This window comes from Geobacillus sp. PK12, from assembly GCF_004123125.1.
In the GTDB taxonomy this organism is placed as follows: Bacteria; Bacillota; Bacilli; order Bacillales; family Anoxybacillaceae; genus Geobacillus; species Geobacillus zalihae.
In genome coordinates, this window is sequence record NZ_SDKL01000033.1 from 47,704 (window position 1) to 71,316 (window position 23,613).

The following is a 23,613-nucleotide window of genomic DNA, read 5'->3' on the forward strand; positions in this document are numbered from 1 at the left end:
ATGGCAGAACGGACATTCATCATGGTAAAACCGGACGGGGTTCAGCGCAATTTGATCGGCGAGATTGTCGCCCGTTTTGAAAAAAAAGGCTTCCAGCTTGTCGGCGCGAAGCTGATGCAAGTGTCGCGCGAACTCGCCGAGCAACATTACGCTGAACATAAGGAGCGCCCGTTTTTCGGCGAGCTTGTCGACTTTATCACCTCGGGGCCAGTGTTTGCCATGGTGTGGGAGGGCGAGAACGTGATCGCCGCCGCCCGGCAAATGATGGGGAAAACGAATCCGCAGGAGGCTGCTCCTGGCACGATCCGCGGCGATTTCGGCTTGACGGTCGGCAAAAACGTTATCCACGGCTCCGACTCGCCGCAAAGCGCCGAACGCGAAATCAGCTTGTTCTTTAAAGAAGAAGAGCTCGTCAGCTATTCGAAACAGATCAATGCATGGCTGTACTGATGCGAAGACCGGCCGCCATTCGGCCGGTTTTTGCCGTTTTTGTACATTGACAGGGGAGAGGGACAGGCGACGATGGACGATTATGCGCAGTTCATTGCCAAAGTAAAGCGAAAAACAGGCATTGACTTATCGCTATATAAGGAAGCCCAAATGAAGCGGCGTTTGGCGTCGTTGTACATGAAAAAAGGGCTAAAAAGCTTTGCCGAGCTGTTTGCAGCGATGGAGAAAGAGCCGGCGCTATGGCATGAATGCTTGGATCGGATGACGATCAACGTCTCGGAGTTTTACCGGAACGCCAAGCGTTGGGAGGTGCTTGAGCACACCATTTTGCCGCGGCTATTGGCGGAAAACCCGCGCCCGAACGTGTGGAGCGCTGCCTGCTCAACCGGCGAGGAGCCGTATACGCTCGCGATGGTGCTCGCAAAACGATTGCCGCTTCACCGCGTGTCGGTGTTGGCGACCGACATTGACGATAATGCGCTCGCCCGCGCGCGCCTCGGTTTGTACAGCGAACGGTCGCTTGTAGAGCTGCCCGAGGAAATGAGAAAAAAGTTTTTTACGAAAGAAGGCGAATATTATAAAATAGACGAAAAGATTAAACAAACGGTCAAGTTTCAAAAGCACAACTTGCTCGCAGATCCGTTTCCGCGCAACATGGATTTGATCGTCTGCCGCAACGTGCTCATTTATTTTACGGAAGAGGCGAAGCGGATGCTGTATCGCAAATTTCACGACGCGCTCCGGACGGGAGGCGTGCTGTTTGTCGGCAGCACCGAGCAGATTTTCAATCCCGGCCTGTACGGTTTTGAAGTCGAAGAGACGTTTTTTTACCGAAAAAAATAGCTCCGCGCCGGCTTCTTTTTTTCCTGAAACTATTTTCATTTTTCGAATTTATGATATATTTTTACTTAAACGCGTTAAAGACCTGAAGGGAGAGACAAACATGCGGTATTTGACGGCAGGGGAATCGCATGGGCCGCAATTGACGGCCATTTTGGAAGGAGTGCCGGCCGGGCTTGAGCTGCGCGCCGAGCACATCAATAAAGAGCTGGCGCGCCGGCAAAAAGGATACGGACGCGGCCGCCGCATGCAGATTGAAAAAGATGAAGTGAAAATCACAGGCGGCGTTCGGCACGGGAAAACGCTCGGCTCGCCGATTGCGCTCGTTGTCGAGAATCGTGATTTTAAACATTGGCAAACGATTATGGCGGTTGAGCCGATTGATGACGAAGCGGAAGTGAAGCGGAAAGTGACGCGTCCGCGCCCAGGGCATGCCGATTTAAACGGCGCCCTGAAATACGGACATCGCGATATGCGCAACGTGCTGGAGCGCTCGTCGGCGCGTGAAACGACGGTGCGCGTGGCGGCTGGAGCGGTGGCAAAACGCATTTTGGAGGAGGTCGGCATCCGCGTCGCCGGTCATGTCATCGAAATCGGCGGCGTGCGCGCAAAGAAGCTCGATTATCGTTCGCTTGAAGAATTGCAGGCAGTGACGGAAGAATCACCGGTGCGCTGCTTTGACCCGGAGGCGGGGCAAAAAATGATGGAAGCGATCGATTGGGCGAAGAAAAACGGTGATTCGATCGGCGGCATCGTTGAAGTGATCGTTGAAGGTGTTCCGGCCGGAGTGGGCAGCTACGTCCATTACGACCGAAAGCTTGATGCGAAAATCGCGGCCGCGATCGTCAGCATCAACGCGTTTAAAGGCGTTGAATTCGGGATCGGCTTTGAGGCGGCGCGCCGCCCGGGAAGCGAAGTGCACGATGAAATCATTTGGAGCCCAGAACAAGGCTTTTCGCGCCGGACGAACCGGGCGGGCGGCTTTGAAGGCGGGGTGACGACCGGGATGCCGATCGTCGTGCGCGGAGTGATGAAGCCGATCCCGACGCTGTACAAGCCGCTTCAAAGCGTGGATATCGAGACGAAAGAGCCGTTTGCGGCAAGCATTGAGCGATCGGACAGCTGCGCCGTGCCGGCGGCGAGCGTTGTCGCTGAGGCCGTTGTCGCCTGGGAAGTGGCGGCGGCGATCGTTGAGCAGTTTGGGCAGGATCGGATGGACTTGATTAAGGAAAATGTGGAACGCGCCCGCCGCTATGCAAAGGAGTTTTGACGATGATCGAACGGACGATTGAAACGGCGACGAAGCGCTATCCGCTTCTTTTGGGCGATGGGGCGGCCCGCGTGTTGCCAAGCTTGCTTCGGTCGCTCTCCTGTCCGCCAGGGACAAAACTTTTCATCGTTACCGACGATACTGTGGCGCCTCTTTATTTGGATGAGGTGCGGGCGTTGCTTGCCGCCGCTGAGTATGACGTGTACGCCTACGTCATTCCAAGCGGGGAGGCGGCCAAGTCATTTGATCATTATTACGCTTGCCAGACAGCGGCATTGCAGTGCGGCCTCGACCGCCGCTCGGTTATCATTGCGCTTGGCGGCGGCGTTGTCGGCGATTTGGCTGGGTTTGTCGCCGCCACCTATATGCGCGGCATCCGTTACATTCAAATGCCGACGACACTCTTGGCCCATGACAGCGCCGTCGGCGGCAAAGTCGCCATCAACCATCCGCTCGGCAAAAATATGATCGGCGCCTTCCATCAGCCGGAAGCAGTTGTGTATGACACCTCCTTTTTGCGCACGCTGCCCGAGCGCGAGCTTCGGTCCGGGTTTGCCGAGGTGATCAAACATGCGCTGATCCGCGACCGCCGCTTTTACGACTGGCTGCGCGCGGAAATCAAGACGCTCGCCGACTTGCGCGGCGAGAAACTCGCCTATTGCATTGAAAAGGGCATTGACATTAAGGCGTCCGTCGTGCGTGAGGATGAAAAAGAAACCGGGGTGCGCGCCCATTTGAATTTCGGCCATACGCTCGGCCATGCGCTGGAAAGCGAGTTAGGCTACGGCGCGCTCACTCACGGGGAGGCGGTTGCGGTTGGCATGCTGTTTGCCGTCTTTGTCAGCGAACGGTTTTACGGCCGGTCGTTCGCTGAGCATCGATTGGCCGACTGGTTCGCCGGATACGGCTTCCCGGTGTCGCTGCCGACAACGGTTCAGACGCGCCGCCTGCTTGAGAAGATGAAAGGCGACAAAAAAGCGTACGCCGGAACAGTGCGGATGGTGCTTCTCTGTGAGATCGGCGACGTGGAAGTGGTGGAACTCGAAGACGACAACCTGCTCACGTGGCTGGACGAGTTTTCCAGACAGGGGGGGAAAGGATGATTCGCGGCATTCGCGGAGCGATTACAGTGGATCGAAATGACGCCGAGGAAATCGTGGCGGCAACGGAAACGTTGCTTCGTGAAATGATCCGCGCAAACGATGTCGCCGCTTCTGATGTGTCGTTTGTGCTCATTTCCGTCACCGACGACATCACCGCCGCGTTTCCGGCGCAGGCGCTGCGCCGTTTGGACGGCTGGACATATGTGCCGGTCATGTGCACGAGGGAAATTCCGGTGCCCGGTTCATTGCCGCGCTGCATTCGCGTCATGATGACGGTGGCGACTGAGAAACAGCAAGAAGAGATCTGCCACGTGTATTTAAAAGGGGCGGTCGTGTTGCGCCCGGATTTGTCGTTGACAAAAAAAACAGAAATGTAATATAGTGAAAATAACCTCTTTGCCCCTGAGACATCGGGGGCGTTAGAAGTGGAGCGAGAGTGGAGAGCGAGCGTAGGGTAGATGAGAATGAGCGAGTTTAGCTGAGGTGAGCGTTTTTTCATTCGCCGACATCTGCCCAAAGACGGTCGTCTTTGGGCGTTTCTTTTCCCTCTCTTTTTTCGCCTCATAAACCCTCATTCTCCGCCCGCTGATCATGAAGGGAGGAGAAGTGATGTCTGCTGATGGGCTGGCCGCTTTTTTGACGGAAGCGAACGAATTTCGAACCATCCCGATTGTGCGCAAATTTGTAGCCGATGTCATTGAGCCGCTCGGCGTGTTTGCCAATTTGCGCGAGGAAGCCGTGTTTTTGCTTGAAAGCAAGGATGACGAATCACCGTGGGCGCGCTATTCGTTCATCGGTGTGGCGCCGTTTTTGACGCTGGAGAGCGAAACCGGCGAAACGTTTTCGGTGAAGGACGAAAACGGGAACGAACAAATCACCGCACCGACGCTGAAAGAAGCGTTTCAATGGGTCGAGCGGACGCTTGCCGTCAAGCCGCTTGCCGAGACGGTGCCGTTTACAGGCGGTGCAGTTGGGTTTTTAGGTTACGATTTCATTTCCGCCATCGAAAAAGTGCCGCGCCACAAAAACCGCGATGTGCCGATGAAGACGGCCTATTTCGTATTTTGTGAATCGCTGTTTGCGTTTGACCAAAAAAAGCGTGAGTTGCTCGTCATTCACTATATTCGGTTGAGCGGCAACGAAACGGAGGAAGAGAAAATCGAAGCGTACCGCGCGGCCGAACGGCGCATGGCCGATCTCGCGGCGAAAGCGGCCCGCCCTCAAGCCGAGCAGCCGCTCTTGCCGGCGGAAAGCGAATCGGGGCGGACCGCCTCGTTTGCCAAAGCGGTGTCCAACTATGACAAAAAACAGTTTTTGCGCGATGTGGAGGCCGTGAAACGGTACATCGCGGCCGGCGATGTGTTTCAAGCGGTTCTGTCGCAGCGTTTCTGCGTGCCGGTTCAAGCCGGAGGCTTTGCCATTTATCGGCTGCTCCGATACATCAACCCGTCGCCGTACATGTTTTATTTCCAGCTTGATGGTGTGGAAATTGTCGGCAGTTCGCCGGAAAAACTGATTCAAGTGCACCGTCGGCGCGTTGAAATCGATCCGATTGCCGGCACACGGCGGCGCGGCCGATCGCCGGAGGAAGACGAGAGGCTGGCTGATGAGCTGTACCACGACCCGAAAGAACGGGCTGAGCATTATATGCTTGTCGATTTGGCGCGCAACGACATCGGCCGGGTCGCCAAGTACGGAACGGTCGAGGTGCCGGTGTTGCTTCAGATCGGCAAATTTTCACACGTGATGCACTTAATTTCCAAAGTCGTCGGTGAACTGGACGACAACGTCCACCCGATCGATGCACTCCTTGCCGCCTTTCCGGCTGGAACGGTGAGCGGGGCGCCGAAAGTGCGGGCGATGCAAATTTTGCAGGAACTCGAGCCGACAGCAAGGGGGCTGTATGCCGGAGCGATTGCCTATATCGGGTTTGATGGCAACATCGATTCGTGCATCGCCATCCGGACAGCGGTCGTGAAAGACGGCTATGCCTATGTGCAAGCCGGCGCCGGCATTGTCGCCGACTCCGTTCCGGAACTGGAGTGGAAAGAGACGCGCAATAAGGCGAGCGCCTTGATGAATGCGATTGAACAAGCGGAACGACTATTTGCGAAAGGGGAGAGGGCCGTATGTTGAAGCAGCTGCTTGTAAAATGTGCGGAAGGGAAAGCGTTGACGGAAGACGAAGCGTATGCGGCGATGAATATCATCATGTCCGGCGAGGCGACGGACAGTCAAATCGCAAGTCTGTTGTCCATGCTCCGCCTGCGCGGAGAGACAGTCGATGAGCTCGTCGGATTTGTGCGGGCGATGCGCGACCGGATGACTGCCATTGAGGCTAGTGATGATGTTATCGATACGTGCGGCACGGGCGGCGATGGGGCGGCGACATTCAACGTTTCCACCGCCGCGGCGATCGTCATTTCATCGCTTGGCGTCAAAGTCGCCAAGCACGGCAACCGCGCTGTTTCGTCAAAAAGCGGCAGCGCTGATGTGCTCGAGCGGCTCGGCATCGACATTCAAACGTCGCCGTCGGCCGCCAAACAGGCGTTGGAAACGAAAGGGCTGGCGTTTTTGTTCGCCCCGCTCTATCACGCGGCGATGAAACACGCCGCCGGGCCGCGGAAGGAAATCGGTTTCCGCACCGTTTTCAACTTGATCGGCCCGCTCGCCAATCCGGCGCGCTGCAAGCGGCAAGTCGTCGGCGTCTATTCGACCTGCTACGCTGAGAAATTGGCGGAGGCGATGCGCCGCCTCGGCTCGGAACATGTGTTGTTTGTCACCGGGCGCGATGGGCTTGATGAATGCAGCATCGCTGCAGAAACGGATGTCGTGGAGTTGAAAGACGGTGCGATCCGCCGCTTTGTCATCGCACCAGAAGACGCCGGCTTGCCGCGCGGCGAGCTTGCCGATGTGCAAGTGCGCGATCCGGAAGAGAGCGCCGCGCTTCTTGAGGCGGTGATGGCGGGAACAGCGCCGGAGAGCGCCATCAATATCGTTGCGCTGAACGCCGGCGCCGCCCTGTATGCCGCCGGCAAAGCTGAAACGATTGCCGAAGGAGTGGCGATGGCGAAAGAGGCCATTTTGTCCAAAACCGCATACGAACAACTGCAACGCCTGCGGGCGAAGGAAGTGATTCATGATGCTTGAGCAAATTTTAGCAGCCAAACGGGAAGAAGTGGAAACGTTGACGCTGCCGGCGCCATTGCCAGAGCGAAAGCGCCGGCCATTTGCGGCGGCGCTCCGTCGGCCGCGGCGGATGCTTGGCTTGATCGCTGAGGTGAAAAAAGCGTCGCCGTCAAAAGGCATCATTCGCCCGGATTTTGACCCGGTGGCCATCGCGAAAGCATATGAGCGCGCCGGTGCCGACGCGATCAGCGTGCTGACGGATGAACGGTATTTCCAAGGGCATCGCCGCTATTTGCGAGCGGTGAAAGAAGCGGTTAACGTTCCCGTGCTGCGCAAAGATTTCATCATCGATCGGCGGCAAGTCGAGGAAAGCGTCCGACTCGGGGCGGATGCGATTTTATTGATCGGCGAGGCGCTCCCGCCGGAAACGCTCGAGGAGCTCTATCATGAAGCGTACAGCTTGGGGCTCGAATGTTTGGTCGAGGTGCATGCGAAAGAGACGCTCGAGCGGATTTTCGATCGGTTTACGCCGGAGATCGTCGGCATCAACAACCGCGACTTGCATACCTTTGTGACAACACTTGAGGCGACCAAAACGCTCGCTCCGCTCATCCCGCCATCGTGCGTCATCGTCAGCGAAAGCGGGATCGGTTCCTTCAATGATGTGAAGACGGTCAAATCGTACGGAGCGCAGGCCATGCTCGTCGGCGAGTCGCTCATGCGCCAAGATGATGTGGAGCGAGCGGTCTACCGGCTGTTTGGGGAGGAAGATGGGGATGATTCGAATTAAATATTGCGGCAACCGTTCGGCTGAAGACGTGCAGGCCGCTATCGCGAGCGGGGCTGATTACCTCGGCTTTATTTTCGCCGAAAGCAGGCGGAACGTCTCTCCGAGTGAAGTGCAGCAATGGCTTGAGCCCCATAAGCTTGGCGCAAAGCAACTTGTCGGCGTCTTTGTCAACGCCCCTGTTAGGCGGATCGCCGCTGTCGCCGCCGAGCTGCCGCTTCATGTCATCCAATGCCACGGCCGTGAAACGCCGGCGGAGCTGGCGGCGGTGAAAGAGGCGGTGCCGCTTTCCGTCTGGAAGGCGATCCACCATGGCGACGGTGCGCTTGCGGCGATGAGGCAGTACGCTGGCATTGCCGATGGCTACGTCGTTGACAGCCGCGCCGCCGGCGCCTGGGGGGGGACGGGCGTCGCTTTTGATTGGGAGGCGGTGCCGCACTATTTGGAAGAGGCGGCCCGCCAAGGCGTGCCGTGCTTCATCGCCGGCGGCATCACTCCGGACAATATCGAGCGGCTGCTTGTCTACCGCCCGGATGGCATCGATATCAGCAGCGGCATTGAAACGGACGGACGCAAAGATCCAACGAAGATGAAACAAATCGAAGAAAAAATAAAACATCACGGGTGTCGATGATCCGTTATGTACGAAAAAACACAGAATGATATGGCTGAACACAATTTTCTGCCTCTTCCCTCGAACAAGAACGCCGGCGGGCGAATGACATTTGCCCGCAAAGCGTTCATTGTTCGAGGAGGGCATGCGGCAGCATGAGCGAGCCGCTTGCCGACTACGGCAGAAAAGCTCGGACTAGAGCCTTCTCAACAGACTTTTTATTGGTTCATCAACACACCTGATAAAAAAATAACAAAGCGAAGGGCCAAAAGACGGCGCTGACGCTCGGACGGTTAACAAACACAGGCACTTTGAAGAAATGCGGCTCTTCGTCTTTCAACTTTTATGAAGGAGAAGGTGGGGTTAGATGATGGAACGCGTTCCGAATGAATACGGCCGGTTTGGCGATTTCGGCGGCAAGTTTGTCCCTGAGACGCTCATGCTTCCGCTTGAGGAAATCGAAGCGGAGCTTGACAAAGCGCTTGCCGATGAATCGTTCAAACAAGAATACATCCGCATTTTGCAGCATTACTCCGGTCGCCCGACCCCGCTCACGTTCGCGCCAAATTTGACACGGCAAGTCGGCGGCGCGAAAATGTATTTAAAGCGCGAAGATTTAAACCATACGGGCGCCCATAAAATCAACAACGCGATCGGCCAGGCGCTTTTGGCAAAACGGATGGGCAAGAAAAAGCTGATCGCTGAAACCGGAGCCGGCCAGCACGGCGTCGCCGCGGCGACGGTGGCCGCCCATTTCGGCATGGATTGCATCGTTTTTATGGGCGAAGAAGACATCAAGCGGCAGGAGCTGAACGTGTTTCGCATGAAGCTGTTGGGCGCCGAAGTCGTGCCGGTGTCAAGCGGCAACCGAACGTTGAAAGATGCGACGAACGAAGCAATTCGCTATTGGGTCGCCCACTGCGACGACCATTTTTACATGATCGGCTCGGTCGTCGGTCCGCATCCGTACCCGAAAATGGTGCGCGAGTTTCAGCGCGTGATTGGCGATGAAGCGAAAGAACAGTTTCTCGCCCGTGAAGGGAAGCTGCCGGATGTCATCGTTGCCTGCGTCGGCGGCGGCAGCAACGCCATCGGCATGTTTTACCCGTTTTTGCAAGATGACGTCCGCCTCGTCGGCGTCGAGGCGGCCGGCAAAGGGATCGACACTCCGCACCATGCGGCGACCATCACAAAAGGGACGAAAGGGGTCATACACGGGGCGATGACCTACCTGTTGCAAGACGAGTACGGACAAATTCTCGAACCGTATTCGATCTCAGCCGGCCTTGATTACCCCGGCGTCGGCCCGGAACATGCGTATTTGGCGAGCATTGGCCGCGTCCGCTACGAAAGCGCGACCGATGCCGAGGCCGTCGCTGCGTTTCAATTGTTGGCGCAAACGGAAGGCATCATTCCGGCCATCGAGTCGGCCCATGCGGTGGCGAAAGCCGTCGAGCTCGCCCGCGAGATGCCGCCGGATGAAACGGTGCTCATTTGCCTGTCCGGCCGCGGAGATAAAGATGTGCAAACGATGATGCGCCATCTTGGTGCGAGGGAAGGTGAAGACATTGCCACTGTCCGTTAATCCGCCGCTATTTATCCCGTTTATCGTTGCCGGTGATCCGGCTCCCGATGTGACGATCGATCTCGCCTTGGCGCTTGAGGAGGCCGGCGCTGACATATTGGAGCTTGGCGTGCCGTACTCCGACCCGCTCGCTGACGGACCGACGATTCAACGCGCCGCCGCAAGGGCGCTTGACGGGGGCATGACGCTGCCGAAAGCCATTCAGCTTATTGGCGAGATGCGAAAAAAAGGGGTAAACATTCCGATTATTCTCTTTACGTATTACAATCCTGTGTTACAATTAGGAGAAGAATCCTTTTTTGCTTTAGCGCGGGAAAATGGCGCCGACGGCGTGCTCATTCCCGATTTGCCGTTTGAGGAAAGCGGTCCGCTCCGCGAACTTGGCGAACGGTTTGGTCTCCCGCTCATTTCGCTTGTTGCGCCGACGTCGAAGCAGCGGATCGAGCGGATCGCTTCGGCGGCGCAAGGGTTTTTGTATTGCGTCTCCTCGCTAGGCGTTACAGGCGTGCGTGAGACGCTGCCGGAGACGCTCGGCGATTTCCTCCGCGAAGTGAAGCGGCATAGCCGCGTCCCGGTCGCCGTCGGCTTTGGCATTTCGGCGCCGGAGCAAGTCGCGATGTTGAAAGAGGTGTGCGACGGCGTTGTCGTCGGCAGCGCGCTCGTGCAAAAAGTCGAGCAGCTGGCTCCGAGGTTGCAGGCGCCGGACGAAAGGGAAGCGGCCGTCGCCGAGTTTGCTGCCTACGCCCGTTCGCTTGCCGCGCCGCTTCGAGAAGCCTATTCTTCGCGCTAAAAGTTCCGAATTGAAGGAGTTGGCGACAATCATGCAAGTAAAGGAATCGCTCCGGGGTCTTTCTCCGTACCAGCCGGGAAAATCGATCGAAGAAGTCAAACGGCAATATGGCTTGCCTGAGATTATTAAACTTGCTTCTAACGAGAATCCGTACGGTTCGTCGCCATCGGCAAAAGCGGCCATCGCCGCTGAGCTTGACCGCCTCGCCGTCTATCCGGACGGCTGCGCCCGCACGTTGCGCGAAAAGGTGGCGAAGCATCTTGGCGTCAAGGAAACACAGCTTCTGTTTGGCAACGGTTCGGATGAGGTGGTGCAAATTCTTTGCCGCGCCTTTTTAGAGCCGGGGGCGAATACAGTGATGGCGGCGCCGACATTCCCGCAATACCGGCACAATGCCATCATCGAGCGGGCCGAGGTGCGCGAAGTGCCGCTTGTTGATGGGCGTCATGATTTGGAGGCGATGCTTGCTGTGATCGATGAAAACACGCGCATCGTCTGGATTTGCAATCCGAACAACCCGACGGGCACGTATGTGAATGACACCGAGCTGCGCGCCTTTTTGGATCGCGTGCCGCGTCATGTGCTTGTCGTCGTGGACGAAGCGTACTACGAATATGCGACGGCGCCCGACTACCCGCAAACGGTGCCGCTTTTAAACGAGTACGAGCAGCTTGTCGTCATGCGCACGTTCTCGAAAGCATACGGGCTCGCTGCGCTCCGCGTCGGCTACGGCGTGGCGAGTGAGACGCTCATCCGCGCCGTCGAGCCGGCGCGCGAGCCGTTTAACACGTCGACCATCGCCCAAGCGGCCGCGGCGGCCGCACTTGACGATCAAGCGTTCATCCGCGCCTGCGTCGAACGAAATCGCGCCGAGCTTGAGCGGTATTATCGCTTTTGCGAGGAGAACGGCCTGAAGTATTACCCGTCGCAGACAAACTTTTTGTTCATTGATTTCGGGTTGGATGGCGACGAAGTGTTCCGCTATTTGCTGGAGCGCGGCGTCATTGTCCGCTCGGGCCAAGCGCTTGGGCTGCCGACCGGCGTGCGTGTGACGGTTGGCACGAAAGAGCAAAACGACCGGGTGTTGGAACTCGTTTCGCAACTGCTTCGGGAAAAACAGCTCGCCTGACCGTTCAGCGGCGGGATGGATAGAAAAGATCGGCCCGTTGCTTTTCAAAAGCAGCGGGCGCACGTTTACATAAAGTAGGTGGGACGATTGGAAGGAAAAGTGTTCATTGTCGGCCTCGGCTTGATCGGCGGATCGATTGCATTGGCGATTAAAAAAGCGCATCCGGAGGCGATGATCATCGGCTACGACGTCAATGAGCGGCAGCTCGGCTTGGCGCGTTCGCTCAAGGTGATCGACGAAGCCGCCCATTCGCCCGAAGACGGATACGGACAGGCGGATTTGATCGTTCTGGCCGTTCCGGTCATGCAGACGGAGGCGCTGCTTTCATCGATGCCGCTCGAGCGGTTGAAGCGCGGCGTGATCGTGACCGATGTCGGCAGCACGAAGCAGCGCATCGTCCAAGGCGCCCGCCGCCTGTTGGATCATGGCGTAGCGTTCATCGGCGGCCATCCGATGGCCGGGTCGCATAAAAGCGGTGTGGCGGCGGCAAGGGCTCATCTGTTTGAAAACGCCTTTTACATTTTGACGCCGACGGACGATGTGCCGCCGCAGCAAGTCGAGGCGTTGAAACAGTGGCTTGCGGGAACGAAAGCGCAGTTTGTCATCTTAACGCCCAAAGAGCATGACCGCATCACTGGCGTAATCAGCCATTTTCCGCATTTGATTGCGGCGAGCCTCGTTCATCAGGCGCGCGAATACGAGTGCGAAAACGCCCTCGTCAGCCGGCTGGCGGCCGGCGGCTTCCGCGACATCACCCGCATCGCGTCGAGCAATCCGGAAATGTGGCGCGATATTTTTATCCATAACAAGCATGAACTGCTTGCGCTCTTTGACCGCTGGATCGCCGAAATGGAGCGGCTGCGTTCGTTTGTCGAAGAAGAAAACAGCATCGCGATTTACCATTACTTTTTGGAGGCGAAACAGTTTCGCGACGGGCTGCCGTCGAGAACGAAAGGAGCGATTCCGTCGTTTTACGATTTGTATGTCGACGTGCCGGATTATCCGGGCGTCATCTCCGAAGTGACCGGCTATTTGGCCGAAGAAAACATCAGCATCACGAACATCCGCATCATTGAGACGCGCGAAGAAATTTACGGCGTGCTCCGCCTCAGCTTCCAAAGCGAAGACGATCGGGCGCGGGCGAAAGCGTGCCTCGCCAAACATACGAACTATGCCACCTATGAAGGGTAGCAAGGAAAAACAATGGAGGGATTTTGCATGCAGTTGCCAACCAACGTGTCGTCGCTCCGAGGAATGATCGAAGTCCCTGGCGACAAATCGATTTCCCATCGCGCCGTCATGCTCGGGGCGCTTGCTTCTGGACGGACGGTGATTGACCATTTTTTGCCTGGGGCGGACTGTTTAAGCACGATCGACTGTTTCCGGAAACTCGGCGTTGACATTCGCCAGGACGGGACGACAGTCGTTGTCGAAGGAGCCGGCCCCGGCGGGCTGCGCGAGCCGGCTGCGGTGCTTGATGTCGGCAACTCGGGAACGACGGCGCGCCTGCTTTTGGGCATTTTGGCCGGCCAGCCGTTTCACGCCTGCCTTGTCGGCGATGAATCGATCGCCAAGCGACCGATGGGGCGGGTGACGAAGCCGCTTCGCGAAATGGGAGCGCGTATTGACGGGCGTGAGGGCGGCAATTATACGCCGCTTTCCATCCGCGGCGGCGCGCTTCGCCCGCTTCGCTACACTTCGCCGGTGGCGAGCGCGCAAGTAAAATCGGCCATTTTGCTCGCCGGCTTATTCGCTGACGGTGTGACGTCTGTTGCTGAGCCGCACCGCTCGCGCGATCATACCGAGCGGATGGTTCGGTTGTTTGGCGGTGAAGTGAATGTGGATGGCTTGACCGTCTCGGTGGCCGGTCCGCAACGCTTGCGCGGGACGCACATTTACGTTCCCGGCGATATTTCGTCAGCCGCCTTTTTCCTTGTCGCCGGCGCCATTGTGCCAAACAGCGAAATTACGCTGAAAAACGTCGGCTTAAATCCAACGCGGACCGGCATCATCGATGTGCTTACACAAATGGGGGCGGATATTGCGATTGACAACGTCCGCCACGAGGAAACCGAGCCGGTCGGTGATATTACGGTCCGCACGTCGACGCTTCGGGCGGTCGAAATCGGCGGGGATCTGATTCCAAGATTGATCGACGAAATTCCGATCATTGCCTTGCTCGCGACGCAGGCGGAAGGAACGACCGTCATCAAAGACGCGAGCGAACTGAAGGTGAAAGAGACGAATCGGATCCATACGGTCGTCACCGAGTTGAAAAAACTCGGCGCTGACATCGAAGCAACCGACGACGGCATGATGATCCGCGGCAAAACGCCGCTTTATGCCGACGGGATTGTTGTCGACAGCCATGGCGACCACCGCATCGGCATGATGCTCGCCGTTGCTGCCTGCATCGCCAAAGGGACGGTCCGCCTCGAGCGTTCGGAAGCGGTCGCCGTTTCCTATCCGGCGTTTTTTGCCGACCTCCGTTCGCTGCTGTAAAAGGCCTCCCGCCCCAAGCGGGCGGGCGGTCATATTTTGCGTTGTTCGTTCATATATTGTCAGTGAGAGGAAGGGCTCCGTATTTTTTGAAAGCGGATACATTTCCTGTTTCTGGATGAAAAAACGACGCACCTTCCAGACGGCGAGCGGTTTGGTTGCGGAAACGGCCATGATCGATTATCATCATTCATGTTCCCATTGTAACAGTACATAACGATTTGAATGGCAAAGGCGGATGGCCGCCTGCCGCAAGAGAGGGCTGACGAAACGATGACACGCGTCGAACAAATCATTCGCTTAGTGGAAAACGGAAACGTCGACCAAGCGTTGGCGCTCGTGCCGAAAGTGAAAAAATATGGAAGTGATGAAGAAAAATACGCGCTTGCCGACTGCTTGTACGGATGGGGAATGCCGGAAGAGGCGAAGGAGCTGCTTGAGGAGCTGGCTGCCCGCTATCCGGATGACGGCGACATTCGCCTGTTTTTGGCGGAAGTGTATACGGAGCTTGAAGCCGAAGAGGAAGCGCTCGCCATTTTGTCGGAGATCGACGAAGACGATCCGCAGTTTGTCCGCGCGTGCCTTCTTGCCGCCGATTTGTACGAAATGCAAGGGCTGGCGGAAGTGAGCGAGCGGAAGCTGCGTCAAGCGTACGAGAAAGCTCCAGATGAGCCGATCGTGCAGTTTGCGTTGGCTGAGTTGTATTTTTCGCACGGGGAATACTCAAAAAGCGTGCCGCTTTATGAACAGGTGCGGAAGACGAATAAGGAGATGGCCGGCGTCTTGATCACTGAGCGGATCGCTGAGGCGCTCAGCCGTTCCGGGGAATTCGAGGCGGCGCTTCCGTATTATGAGGAGGCGCTCAATGAAAAAATGGACAGTCGGACGCTGTTCGCCTACGGATTCACCGCGTTGCAGGCCGGCTATACACAAACGGCCATCGATAAGCTCAGCGCTTTAAAAGAGCTCGATCCGGACTACACTCCGCTTTACCTTTATTTGGCGAAAGCGTATGAACAAGAAGGACGGCTCGTGCAAAGCTATGAGACGGCGCTTGAGGGCATCGGCGTCGACGAATGGAACAAAGAGCTCCGTCTTTACGCAGGCAAGCTGGCGCTCAAGCTGAACAAGCCGGAGGAGGCAGAGGAACATTTGAAAAAAGCGCTTGAGATCGATGGCGGGTACATCGAGGCGCTCACGGTTTTATCGGCGCTTTGGCTAAACGAACAGCGCTATGAGGATGTCGTGGCGCTTCTTGAGCAGGCGATGGCCGATGGCGAGTACGATCCGCAGTTTGAATGGGACCTTGGGCGCGCCAAACATCGGCTTGAGATGTACGACGATGCATTAAATCATTACAGCGAGGCATATAATTTCTTTAAGCACAATGTCGAGTTCCTCGAAGAGTACGGATATTTTCTCATCGAGGAAGGAAATCGGGCGGCGGCGAAAGAAATATTTCAACAGATCGTCCGTCTCGACCCAACCCATACGGAGGCGGCGGAGATGCTGCTTGAGCTCGAAGAGTAGGGGAGAAGCGGTGGCCCAACCTCTTTCTTGGAAACCGATCGAGGGGGAAGCGCACAATGACGCACGTATCCGTCAATGAGAAAAAAGAGTTTATCCGTTGGTTTTTAAGCCACTATCAGTTGAAGCGGCGCGAGTGTGTCTGGATTTTAAACTATTTGATGAGCCATGACCAGCTCATGCAAAAGGTGCATTTTGTCGAGAATGCCCAATATTGCCCGCGCGGCATCATTATGTCGACTCACTGCGTCGACGATGTGCCGTTCCGTTTTTACAAAGGCAATGTGATGACAACCGATGCAGAGAAATCGTTCCATGACATCCGTTTAAACCGCGACGAAGATATTTACATTCAACTGAATTTCCGCGCTTCTTTTCACTCGCCGCAATATGTCGCTGTGCTTGAGGAAAACCCGTATGCGCCGAAGCAGGCGCAAGTGAGCGAAAACGACCAGCGCCTCGCCGAGCAGTTTTTGGAACGCTCCATTTACGAATTCCGGCGCGGGCGGCTCATGAAGCTGATCGATGAGGCGCTTGACCGCCATGATGAAGAGGCGTTCCGCCGCCTGACCGATGAATTAAACAAATTGTAAAAACCTTGCCGCCGGCAAGGTTTTTCTTTTGCCGAAAAATATGGTATGGTGATGAAGGGAAGAAACTTTGAGGAAAAGGAGAGTACGAATGAAGTGGACAGGCGAGGACGTCGCCCTCTATGAACGAGAGCGCGACTACATCGACACGGCGCTCCTTCCGCTTTTGCCGGTGGCTTTCGGCCAAGGAGCGAAGCGGCTCGCTTCCGGCGGGGAGCTTGTCGGGCTCATCGCGGCCGAGGTCGAGCGGCAGCTGAAGGGCCGGTTGTTTTTGATGCCGTCGTTTGTGTATTTTGCCGATGAGCCGCGGGCGCTGCTTACCGAAAGGCTGGCGGATTGGACCAACCGGCTTAAGCGGGAAGGAATGAAGCATCTGTTTTATGTGACGTGCGACCGTGCGTGGCAAGAGGGCGAAGAAGCTGACCGCGTTTGGTTCGTTCCGGTTGTTCCGCTCGAGAGCATGGGTGAATCGTACAAGCACGAGCTTGTCAGAGAGCAGGCCGCCGAGCTGCTCCGCTTTCTCATCGGTCGATGGGCGCAAGAGTAGACGCGGCAAAGTCCGACGTTTTGCCGCCTGCGATATTGACCTTGTCCAGCAATTGAGCTATCATTAGAATGTCCTAGTTTTCCATATGTGTTATACATACAATCGTCCGGTGCGGACTTGATTTTGCATAGAGGGGGGAAGACGATGAGCGACAACAAACATCGTGTAACGAGACGTCAGTTTTTAAACTACACGCTGACCGGCGTCGGCGGTTTTATGGCGGCAGGAATGCTGATGCCGATGCTCCGTTTTGCTTTCGATCCGATCTTGAAGGATGAAGCAGGGACGGAGATGGTCGCGGTAGCAGACGTCAAAGAGATTACGACCGAACCGAAGCGCTTCGACTTTAAAGTGAAGGTGAAAGACGCTTGGTACGAGTCGGAAGAGCCAAAATCAGCATGGGTGTATAAAACGGACAAAGGGGAGATCATCGCCCTGTCGCCGATCTGCAAACACCTTGGCTGTACGGTCGACTGGAACACGGACAAAGAGCATCCGAACCAGTTTTTCTGCCCATGCCACTATGGGCGCTATGAGAAGGACGGCACGAACGTTCCGGGGACGCCGCCGCAAGCTCCGCTTGACCGTTACGAGTACAAAGTGAAAGACGGCAAGCTGTATTTAGGCAAGGCGAAACCAAGAAAGGAGGCGTAATGCGTGTTAAACAAGCTGTATGACTGGGTCGATGAACGCTTAGATATTACGCCTTTATGGCGGGATATCGCCGATCACGAAGTTCCGGAGCACGTCAACCCCGCCCATCACTTTTCCGCCTTTGTCTATTGTTTCGGCGGGCTGACGTTTTTTGTCACGGTCATTCAAATTTTGTCAGGCATGTTTTTGACGATGTACTACGTCCCGGATATTAAAAACGCGTGGGAATCGGTGTATTACTTGCAAAACGAAGTGGCGTTCGGCCAAATTGTGCGCGGCATGCACCATTGGGGGGCGAGCTTGGTCATCGTCATGATGTTTTTACATACGCTGCGCGTCTTTTTCCAAGGGGCTTATAAAAAGCCGCGCGAAATGAACTGGATCGTCGGCGTATTGATCTTTATGGTGATGATGGGTCTTGGCTTCACCGGCTACTTGTTGCCGTGGGATATGAAAGCGCTGTTTGCGACGAAAGTTGGTTTGCAAATCGCGGAAGCGACGCCGCTCATTGGCCCGGCCATTAAGACGCTGTTAGCTGGGGACCCGGAAATTGTCGGCGCGCAAACGTTGACGCGCTTTTTTGCCATTCACGTCTTCTTCTTGCCGGCCGCTTTGCTCGGCTTAATGGCAGCGCACTTTTTAATGATTCGCAGACAAGGCATTTCCGGTCCGCTATGATCGGTCGGCCCGCGTTTAGAGGCGATAGAAAAAAGGAGGGAACCACGCAATGCATCGCGGAAAAGGAATGAAATTCGTCGGCGATTCCCGTGTTCCCGCGGTGAGAAAACCGAATATTCCAAAGGACTATTCGGAATATCCCGGGAAAACGGAAGTGTTTTGGCCGAACTTCCTGCTCAAGGAATGGTTGGTCGGATCGGTCTTTCTCGTCGGTTTCTTATGCTTGACGGTCGCCCATCCGTCGCCGCTTGAGCGGATCGCCGACCCGACGGACACGACGTACGTGCCGCTGCCTGACTGGTATTTCTTGTTCTTATACCAATTGCTCAAATATTCGTATGCGTCTGGTCCGTATACGGTCGTCGGCGCGATCATCATCCCGGGGTTGGCGTTCGGCGCGCTCTTATTGGCGCCGTTTTTGGACCGCGGCCCAGAGCGCCGTCCTTGGAAGCGTCCGGTCGCGACCGGGATGATGCTGTTGGCGCTTGCGGCGATGATTTATTTGACATGGGAAGCGGTCGTCACACACGACTGGAAAAAAGCGGCTGAACAAGGGAAAATTCGGGCGGAAGTGAAAATTGACACGAACGCGGAAGGCTATAAAATCGCCCAAGCGAACACATGTACATCGTGCCACGGACAAAACTTGTCCGGCGGTGCTGGTCCGTCGCTCATCGGCACCGGCTTGAAACCGGAAGAAATCGCGAAAATCGCGAGAGAAGGGAAAGGCAACATGCCGCCCGGCGTCTTTAAGGGCACGGATGAAGAGTTGAAAAAACTGTCCGAATTCATCGCTGGACTGAAAGCGGAATAATCGTTTCGACACGAAAAAGCTGACTCGCGTTAGTCAGCTTTTTTCGTGCCAACATGAAACCGAGGCGAGGTGCAGATGATGGCATGGCTTTATGCGCTGTTGGCTTCCCGGCCGGTTGTTTGGCTGCTCTTGTTCGTCAACGCGGCCGGCACCATCTATGGATATTATTGGTATCGTTATCAACTTGCCGATACGCCGCCCGTCTTTTTGCCGTTTGTTCCCGACAGTCCGACGGCGAGCCTTTTTTTTCTTGTCGTCCTTGTGGCATGGCTTTTCGGCAGGTCGGCGCCGCTTTTTGAAGCGTTGGCTTTGGTGACGCTTGTTAAGTATGGAATTTGGGCGGTCGTGATGAATGTGCTCGTTTGGCGCGTCACCGGCACGCTGGATTGGGCCGGCTGGATGCTCATCGTTTCGCACGGGGCGATGGCGATCGAAGGAATGATGTACGCCCGGTTTTATCGATTCCGCTTCCTTCACCTTATGCTGGCGGCCGTGTGGACGCTGCATAACGATGTCATCGACTACGTTTTTGGCATGATGCCGCGCTATAGTGTGCTGGCTGACTACGCCAACGAAATCGGCTATTTTACGTTTTGGTTGAGCATCGCATCGATTGCCGCTGCGTATCAGCTTGGCGTCCGCCTCCGGCGCCAGCCGCTTCTGCCGGGCGGCATGTCTTTCCGGCAGGCATCAGAGTAGAGCGTGGAACACAAGGAGGAACGTTGGGCGGCAGCTTTCTATATAGATGCAACGAAGGAGTTTCACATATCCTTGACGGAAAAGCGGTTTGTCCATTTTCGACTGTCGAAGGCAAGCCACAGGCTTGCCTCCGTCACGCCTTGGCGTGACGGAAGACCGAACAACCGCCTGCCCCCCCTAGACCCATATATGGGTCTGGAAGCGGCGTTGTTCGGTCCCCCGACAGTCGATCAAATACTCGGTAAAAGGTGCAAATGGCAAAGCTTCGAATTGCATCTATATAGCAGTTGCCTGGTCTACTCTTGTCCACTCCTTCATACATTGTACTAGTGGATGAGGGAGGGACGATGATGAAGCGAATCGGGCTAGCCATGTTGTTGTCGCTCGCCTTTTTATGGCCAGCGCCCATTGGCGCGGCTGGACAAACAAACGGTTGGGAGCAGTTGGACGATATTTCCGACGAGGCGCTGCAATTGGCGAAAAACGGTCGTTTTGCCGAAGCAAAAGAAGTGCTCCGCTATTTTTCCGAGCGGTTTTTCACCCTTGGGGCAAAAGAACGGTTGAAATCGGCCGATGAATTGCGGGCGGTGACCGTGACGCACGAGCAGGCAGTCAAGGCGATGACGGCGCCGATCTCCGCGGAAGACAAAGTGGCGGCGATCACCCAGTTTCGCCTTGTTGTTGACGCCATCCATTCGACATACCAGCCGCTTTGGACGGAGATGGAGCCGGCTGTCATGGAGGCGTTTGCCGCGGTCGAAAAGGCGGCACAACAAGGCGAGCAGAAAGCGTATGCCGCTGCCCTCCGCCAGTTGCTTGACCGCTATACATTGATCGAGCCGAGTGTGAAAATCGACGTGCCGCCGGATATCGCGACAAAGGTCGATGATGATCTTGAGGCGTTGCAGGCCGCCGCGTTTTGGCAACGCGGCGAAGACGAGCAGCGCGAGCAACTCGCCGATGCGCGTCAAGATCTTGAAGCGCTGTTTGCCGGGGTGAAAAAGGACGAAGCTGATCCGTCGCTGATTTGGGTGATGATTTCCACTGGCGGAGTGATCGTGTTGACGCTGACGTACGTTGGCTGGCGGAAGTACAAAGGAGAAAAGGAAGAGAAGCGGGCGCGGCAGCCGGAAGACTAAGCACCGGCGCTTTTTGCGAGGGGGAAACATTTCCCCCTCTTTTTTGTTTTCCCGTCGCTTTGTGCAAGCACCGCCCCGGCACTTTCAAGCGGCGCTTGCCGGGCTTGTCCCGGTTGGGCTTTCGCGCCAGCGGCTTTTCATGGTTCCAGCGGCCGCTTTTGTTCATCGAGCGTAAACCCTTCGCCGAGCACATCATGCACATCGGTGACGGCGACGAACGCATGCGGATCAACGGATATAATGACACTTTTTAAGCGCGGCAGTTCGTTTTTGGCGACGACGCAATACAAGACGTCGCGGTCGCGCTTCGTATACGAGCCGCGCCCTTTGAGCACAGTGACGCCGCGCTCCATCTCTGTCAAGATCCGGTTGGCGATCTCTTCGCTTTTTTCTGAGATGATGGTCGCCCCTTTTGCCGCATAGCCGCCTTCCTGCAGAAAATCAATGACCCGGGCGGCGATAAAGACGGCGACCAACGTATACATCGCCTCGCGGTATGACAGGTAAAGAAGAAGCGACAACGTGATGACGGTGGCGTCAAAGGCAAACATCGTTTTGCCCATGCTGATGCCTTTATATTTATGGACGAGGCGGGCGATAATATCGACGCCTCCGGTTGTGCCGCCGTAGCGGAAAATAATGCCGAGGCCGACGCCGATAAAGACGCCGGCAAACAAGGCGGCGAGCGTCATGTCATGTCGAAGCGGCATATGAATCATGTAGCGTTGAAAGATGGACAAAAAGACGGAAACGGCGACCGTGCCGATGACGGTATAGAGAAACGTCTGGCGGCCGAGCAGCTTCCAGCCGATGAAAAAGAGCGGAATGTTGAGCGCCAAGTTGGTGATCGCTGGATCCAGTCCGAACAAAAAATAAAGAAGAAGCGTAATGCCGGTAAACCCGCCTTCCGCCAAATTGTTTTGCATGTTGAAATGAACGAGCCCGAAGGCGAAAATGGCGGCGCCAAGCAAAATAAACAGGCAGTTTTTGATCTTTAGTCCAAAAATCATACCGTCCCTCCGTCCGCAAAAATAGTCGGCGCCCTTAATTATAGAGGAACTTGTCCATATAGGCAATGACGAGCGAAAACGGACGGAATTGACAGCGGGCGAAAACATTTGTCAAATGCGCCGCTTTTCGCTAACATGAAAACAGGCGAGGTGACAAGCCATGCAGGAGAAAACGATGAAACAAATGCAACAGGAAGTGGATGACTATATCAGTCAATTCAAAGAAGGCTATTTCAGCCCGCTCGCCATGCTGGCGCGGCTGACGGAAGAGCTCGGCGAGCTGGCGCGCGAGGTGAACCATTACTACGGGGAAAAACCGAAAAAGGCGACCGAACAAGAAAAAACGGTGGAAGAAGAGCTGGGCGATTTGCTGTTTGTGCTCATTTGCTTCGCCAATTCGCTCGGCATTGATTTGCAGGCGGCGCACGACCGGGTGATGGACAAGTTTCGCACCCGCGACCGCGACCGCTGGACGCGGAAGGAGGAAGGATCATGACGATTCGCATTGTCATCGCGGGGCCGCGCGGCCGCATGGGCCGAGAAGCGGTTGCGCTCGTGCAGCAAACCGATCACTTTGAACTGGCTGCGGTCATCGACCGCCGTTACGATGGACAAAATTTAGCGGAGATCGACGGATTTTCCGGCGTCAACGCCCCGATTTACACCGATGCGGCCCGCTGTTTTGCCGAGGTGAAGCCGGATGTATTGATCGATTTGACAACGCCGGAAGCCGGAAAGCGGCACACCGAGCTGGCGCTGCGTTACGGCGTTCGTCCGGTCGTCGGCACGACTGGATTTACGCCGGAAGATATCGAGCGGCTCACCAAGCTGGCGGAAGAGAAAGAAATCGGCGCCATCATTGCGCCGAACTTTGCCGTCGGAGCGGTGTTGATGATGAAATTCGCCCGCATGGCGGCCAAATATTTCACTGATGTGGAAATCATTGAATTGCACCATGATCAAAAGCTTGACGCACCGTCCGGAACGGCGTTGAAGACGGCGCAGCTCATTGCCGAAGTGCGACCGTCGAAAAAGCAAGGCCACCCGAACGAAAAGGAAACGCTTGCTGGCGCGCGCGGCGCGGAATATGACGGCATCCCGATCCACAGCGTCCGTCTGCCGGGCTTTGTCGCTCATCAAGAAGTGATTTTCGGCGGCAACGGCCAGACGTTGACGATCCGCCACGATTCGTTCGACCGCCGCTCGTTTATGTCCGGGGTGAAGCTGGCAGTGGAAACGGTGATGCATTTACATACGCTTGTCTATGGGCTGGAGCATATTTTGGAATAGTGTGCAAACTGCGCAAACGGGGGAGAATGGAATGAAAATCGCGTTAATTGCCCATGACCAAAAAAAGGAAGAGATGGTCGCATTTGCGACCGCCTATGCGCCTGTGCTTGCCAACCATGAATTGTACGCCACCGGCACGACCGGCTTGCGCATCCAGGAGGCGACCGGTCTTCCCGTTCATCGCTTCCAATCAGGGCCGTACGGAGGCGACCAAGAAATCGGGGCGATGATCGCCCGCAATGAAATGGATCTGGTCATTTTTTTCCGCGATCCGCTCACCGCCCAGCCGCATGAGCCGGACATCAGCGCATTGATGCGGCTTTGCGACGTCTATGCCGTGCCGTTGGCGACGAACATCGGCACGGCCGAGCTGCTCATCCGCGCGTTGGAGCGCGGCGATTTGGCATGGCGCAGCATTGTGCGCGGCCAAACAAAAGGCGGGGAGGAATCGAAAACAGAAAGGTGACAGCG

The 23,613-nt window shown here is 56.1% G+C and carries 26 protein-coding genes; 25 read left to right on the forward strand and 1 reads right to left on the reverse strand.

The features are described 5' to 3' along the window. From ndk to ypjB, 22 genes are all read left to right on the forward strand, one after another. The gene (gene ndk / locus ETR37_RS11835) at positions 1-450 is read left to right on the forward strand and encodes a nucleoside-diphosphate kinase (RefSeq protein WP_013524132.1); all 450 of its coding nucleotides are present in this window, start codon (positions 1-3) and stop codon (positions 448-450) included. A gap of 72 nt (positions 451-522) precedes the next feature. Next, the gene (locus ETR37_RS11840; protein ID WP_015375271.1) at positions 523-1,293 is read left to right on the forward strand and encodes a CheR family methyltransferase; all 771 of its coding nucleotides are present in this window, start codon (positions 523-525) and stop codon (positions 1,291-1,293) included. Positions 1,294-1,393: 100 nt separating this feature from the next. Further along, positions 1,394-2,560 (forward strand): chorismate synthase, encoded by a 1,167-nt coding sequence (aroC, locus tag ETR37_RS11845; protein WP_011231692.1) that lies wholly within the window; start codon positions 1,394-1,396, stop codon positions 2,558-2,560. A gap of 2 nt (positions 2,561-2,562) precedes the next feature. Continuing rightward, entirely contained in the window at positions 2,563-3,663 is a 1,101-nt protein-coding gene (gene aroB, locus ETR37_RS11850; protein ID WP_013144895.1) for a 3-dehydroquinate synthase, read from the forward strand. Next, positions 3,660-4,040: a chorismate mutase gene (gene aroH / locus ETR37_RS11855; protein ID WP_013144896.1), complete on the forward strand. Its 381-nt coding sequence runs from the start codon at positions 3,660-3,662 to the stop codon at positions 4,038-4,040. The genes aroB and aroH overlap by 4 nt, the downstream gene beginning before the upstream one ends. A 232-nt stretch (positions 4,041-4,272) precedes the next feature. Next, complete coding sequence (gene trpE, locus ETR37_RS11860; protein ID WP_011231689.1) at positions 4,273-5,799, forward strand: anthranilate synthase component I; 1,527 nt, start codon at positions 4,273-4,275, stop codon at positions 5,797-5,799. Then, complete coding sequence (trpD, locus tag ETR37_RS11865; RefSeq protein ID WP_015375268.1) at positions 5,793-6,812, forward strand: anthranilate phosphoribosyltransferase; 1,020 nt, start codon at positions 5,793-5,795, stop codon at positions 6,810-6,812. Before trpE ends, trpD begins: the two co-directional genes overlap by 7 nt. After that, complete coding sequence (gene trpC, locus ETR37_RS11870) at positions 6,805-7,581, forward strand: indole-3-glycerol phosphate synthase TrpC (RefSeq protein WP_033005824.1); 777 nt, start codon at positions 6,805-6,807, stop codon at positions 7,579-7,581. Before trpD ends, trpC begins: the two co-directional genes overlap by 8 nt. Next, on the forward strand, positions 7,568-8,212 hold the full coding sequence (locus ETR37_RS11875; protein WP_011231686.1) for a phosphoribosylanthranilate isomerase: 645 nt from the start codon (positions 7,568-7,570) through the stop codon (positions 8,210-8,212). The genes trpC and ETR37_RS11875 overlap by 14 nt, the downstream gene beginning before the upstream one ends. Before the next feature lie 349 nt (positions 8,213-8,561). Next, positions 8,562-9,776, forward strand: a complete 1,215-nt coding sequence (gene trpB, locus ETR37_RS11880; RefSeq protein WP_015375266.1) for a tryptophan synthase subunit beta — start codon at positions 8,562-8,564, stop codon at positions 9,774-9,776. Continuing rightward, entirely contained in the window at positions 9,760-10,566 is an 807-nt protein-coding gene (trpA, locus tag ETR37_RS11885) for a tryptophan synthase subunit alpha (RefSeq protein WP_015375265.1), read from the forward strand. Before trpB ends, trpA begins: the two co-directional genes overlap by 17 nt. Before the next feature lie 31 nt (positions 10,567-10,597). After that, on the forward strand, positions 10,598-11,695 hold the full coding sequence (gene hisC, locus ETR37_RS11890; RefSeq protein WP_081212530.1) for a histidinol-phosphate transaminase: 1,098 nt from the start codon (positions 10,598-10,600) through the stop codon (positions 11,693-11,695). A gap of 87 nt (positions 11,696-11,782) precedes the next feature. Further along, positions 11,783-12,886, forward strand: coding sequence for a prephenate dehydrogenase (locus ETR37_RS11895; RefSeq protein ID WP_129447297.1), 1,104 nt, complete (start codon positions 11,783-11,785; stop codon positions 12,884-12,886). 27 nt (positions 12,887-12,913) lie between these two features. After that, positions 12,914-14,197, forward strand: a complete 1,284-nt coding sequence (gene aroA / locus ETR37_RS11900) for a 3-phosphoshikimate 1-carboxyvinyltransferase (protein ID WP_021322190.1) — start codon at positions 12,914-12,916, stop codon at positions 14,195-14,197. 270 nt (positions 14,198-14,467) lie between these two features. Beyond that, positions 14,468-15,724 (forward strand): tetratricopeptide repeat protein, encoded by a 1,257-nt coding sequence (locus ETR37_RS11905; RefSeq protein WP_023634018.1) that lies wholly within the window; start codon positions 14,468-14,470, stop codon positions 15,722-15,724. 56 nt (positions 15,725-15,780) lie between these two features. Beyond that, positions 15,781-16,314: a ReoY family proteolytic degradation factor gene (locus ETR37_RS11910; protein ID WP_013144907.1), complete on the forward strand. Its 534-nt coding sequence runs from the start codon at positions 15,781-15,783 to the stop codon at positions 16,312-16,314. Between the two features lie 88 nt (positions 16,315-16,402). Continuing rightward, positions 16,403-16,858, forward strand: coding sequence for a YpiF family protein (locus ETR37_RS11915; protein ID WP_011231678.1), 456 nt, complete (start codon positions 16,403-16,405; stop codon positions 16,856-16,858). A 144-nt stretch (positions 16,859-17,002) separates the two neighbouring features. Further along, positions 17,003-17,512, forward strand: a complete 510-nt coding sequence (locus ETR37_RS11920) for a Rieske (2Fe-2S) protein (protein WP_011231677.1) — start codon at positions 17,003-17,005, stop codon at positions 17,510-17,512. Between the two features lie 3 nt (positions 17,513-17,515). After that, positions 17,516-18,190, forward strand: coding sequence for a menaquinol-cytochrome c reductase cytochrome b subunit (gene qcrB, locus ETR37_RS11925; RefSeq protein ID WP_011231676.1), 675 nt, complete (start codon positions 17,516-17,518; stop codon positions 18,188-18,190). A gap of 49 nt (positions 18,191-18,239) precedes the next feature. Continuing rightward, positions 18,240-19,004, forward strand: a complete 765-nt coding sequence (locus tag ETR37_RS11930) for a menaquinol-cytochrome c reductase cytochrome b/c subunit (protein WP_011231675.1) — start codon at positions 18,240-18,242, stop codon at positions 19,002-19,004. Positions 19,005-19,082: 78 nt separating this feature from the next. Next, positions 19,083-19,703, forward strand: a complete 621-nt coding sequence (gene lhaT / locus ETR37_RS11935) for a lipoprotein heptaprenylglyceryl N-acetyltransferase LhaT (RefSeq protein ID WP_129447307.1) — start codon at positions 19,083-19,085, stop codon at positions 19,701-19,703. Positions 19,704-20,053: 350 nt separating this feature from the next. Then, positions 20,054-20,842: a sporulation protein YpjB gene (gene ypjB, locus ETR37_RS11945; RefSeq protein WP_129447299.1), complete on the forward strand. Its 789-nt coding sequence runs from the start codon at positions 20,054-20,056 to the stop codon at positions 20,840-20,842. A gap of 137 nt (positions 20,843-20,979) precedes the next feature. Here ypjB and ETR37_RS11950 read toward each other — a convergent pair whose 3' ends face one another. Next, positions 20,980-21,852 carry a YitT family protein gene (locus ETR37_RS11950; RefSeq protein WP_011231672.1) on the reverse strand — a complete coding sequence of 291 codons (873 nt, stop codon included), beginning with the start codon at positions 21,850-21,852 and terminating at the stop codon, positions 20,980-20,982. 160 nt (positions 21,853-22,012) lie between these two features. Here ETR37_RS11950 and ETR37_RS11955 point away from each other — a divergent pair, with 160 nt between their 5' ends. Genes ETR37_RS11955 through ETR37_RS11965 form a run of 3 tightly spaced genes read left to right on the forward strand, consistent with a single transcriptional unit; the run spans position 22,013 to position 23,608 of the window. Next, entirely contained in the window at positions 22,013-22,348 is a 336-nt protein-coding gene (locus tag ETR37_RS11955) for a nucleotide pyrophosphohydrolase (protein WP_011231671.1), read from the forward strand. Next, complete coding sequence (gene dapB, locus ETR37_RS11960) at positions 22,345-23,142, forward strand: 4-hydroxy-tetrahydrodipicolinate reductase (RefSeq protein ID WP_013524123.1); 798 nt, start codon at positions 22,345-22,347, stop codon at positions 23,140-23,142. Before ETR37_RS11955 ends, dapB begins: the two co-directional genes overlap by 4 nt. Before the next feature lie 31 nt (positions 23,143-23,173). After that, positions 23,174-23,608, forward strand: coding sequence for a methylglyoxal synthase (locus ETR37_RS11965; RefSeq protein ID WP_011231669.1), 435 nt, complete (start codon positions 23,174-23,176; stop codon positions 23,606-23,608). Positions 23,609-23,613 lie beyond the last annotated feature (5 nt).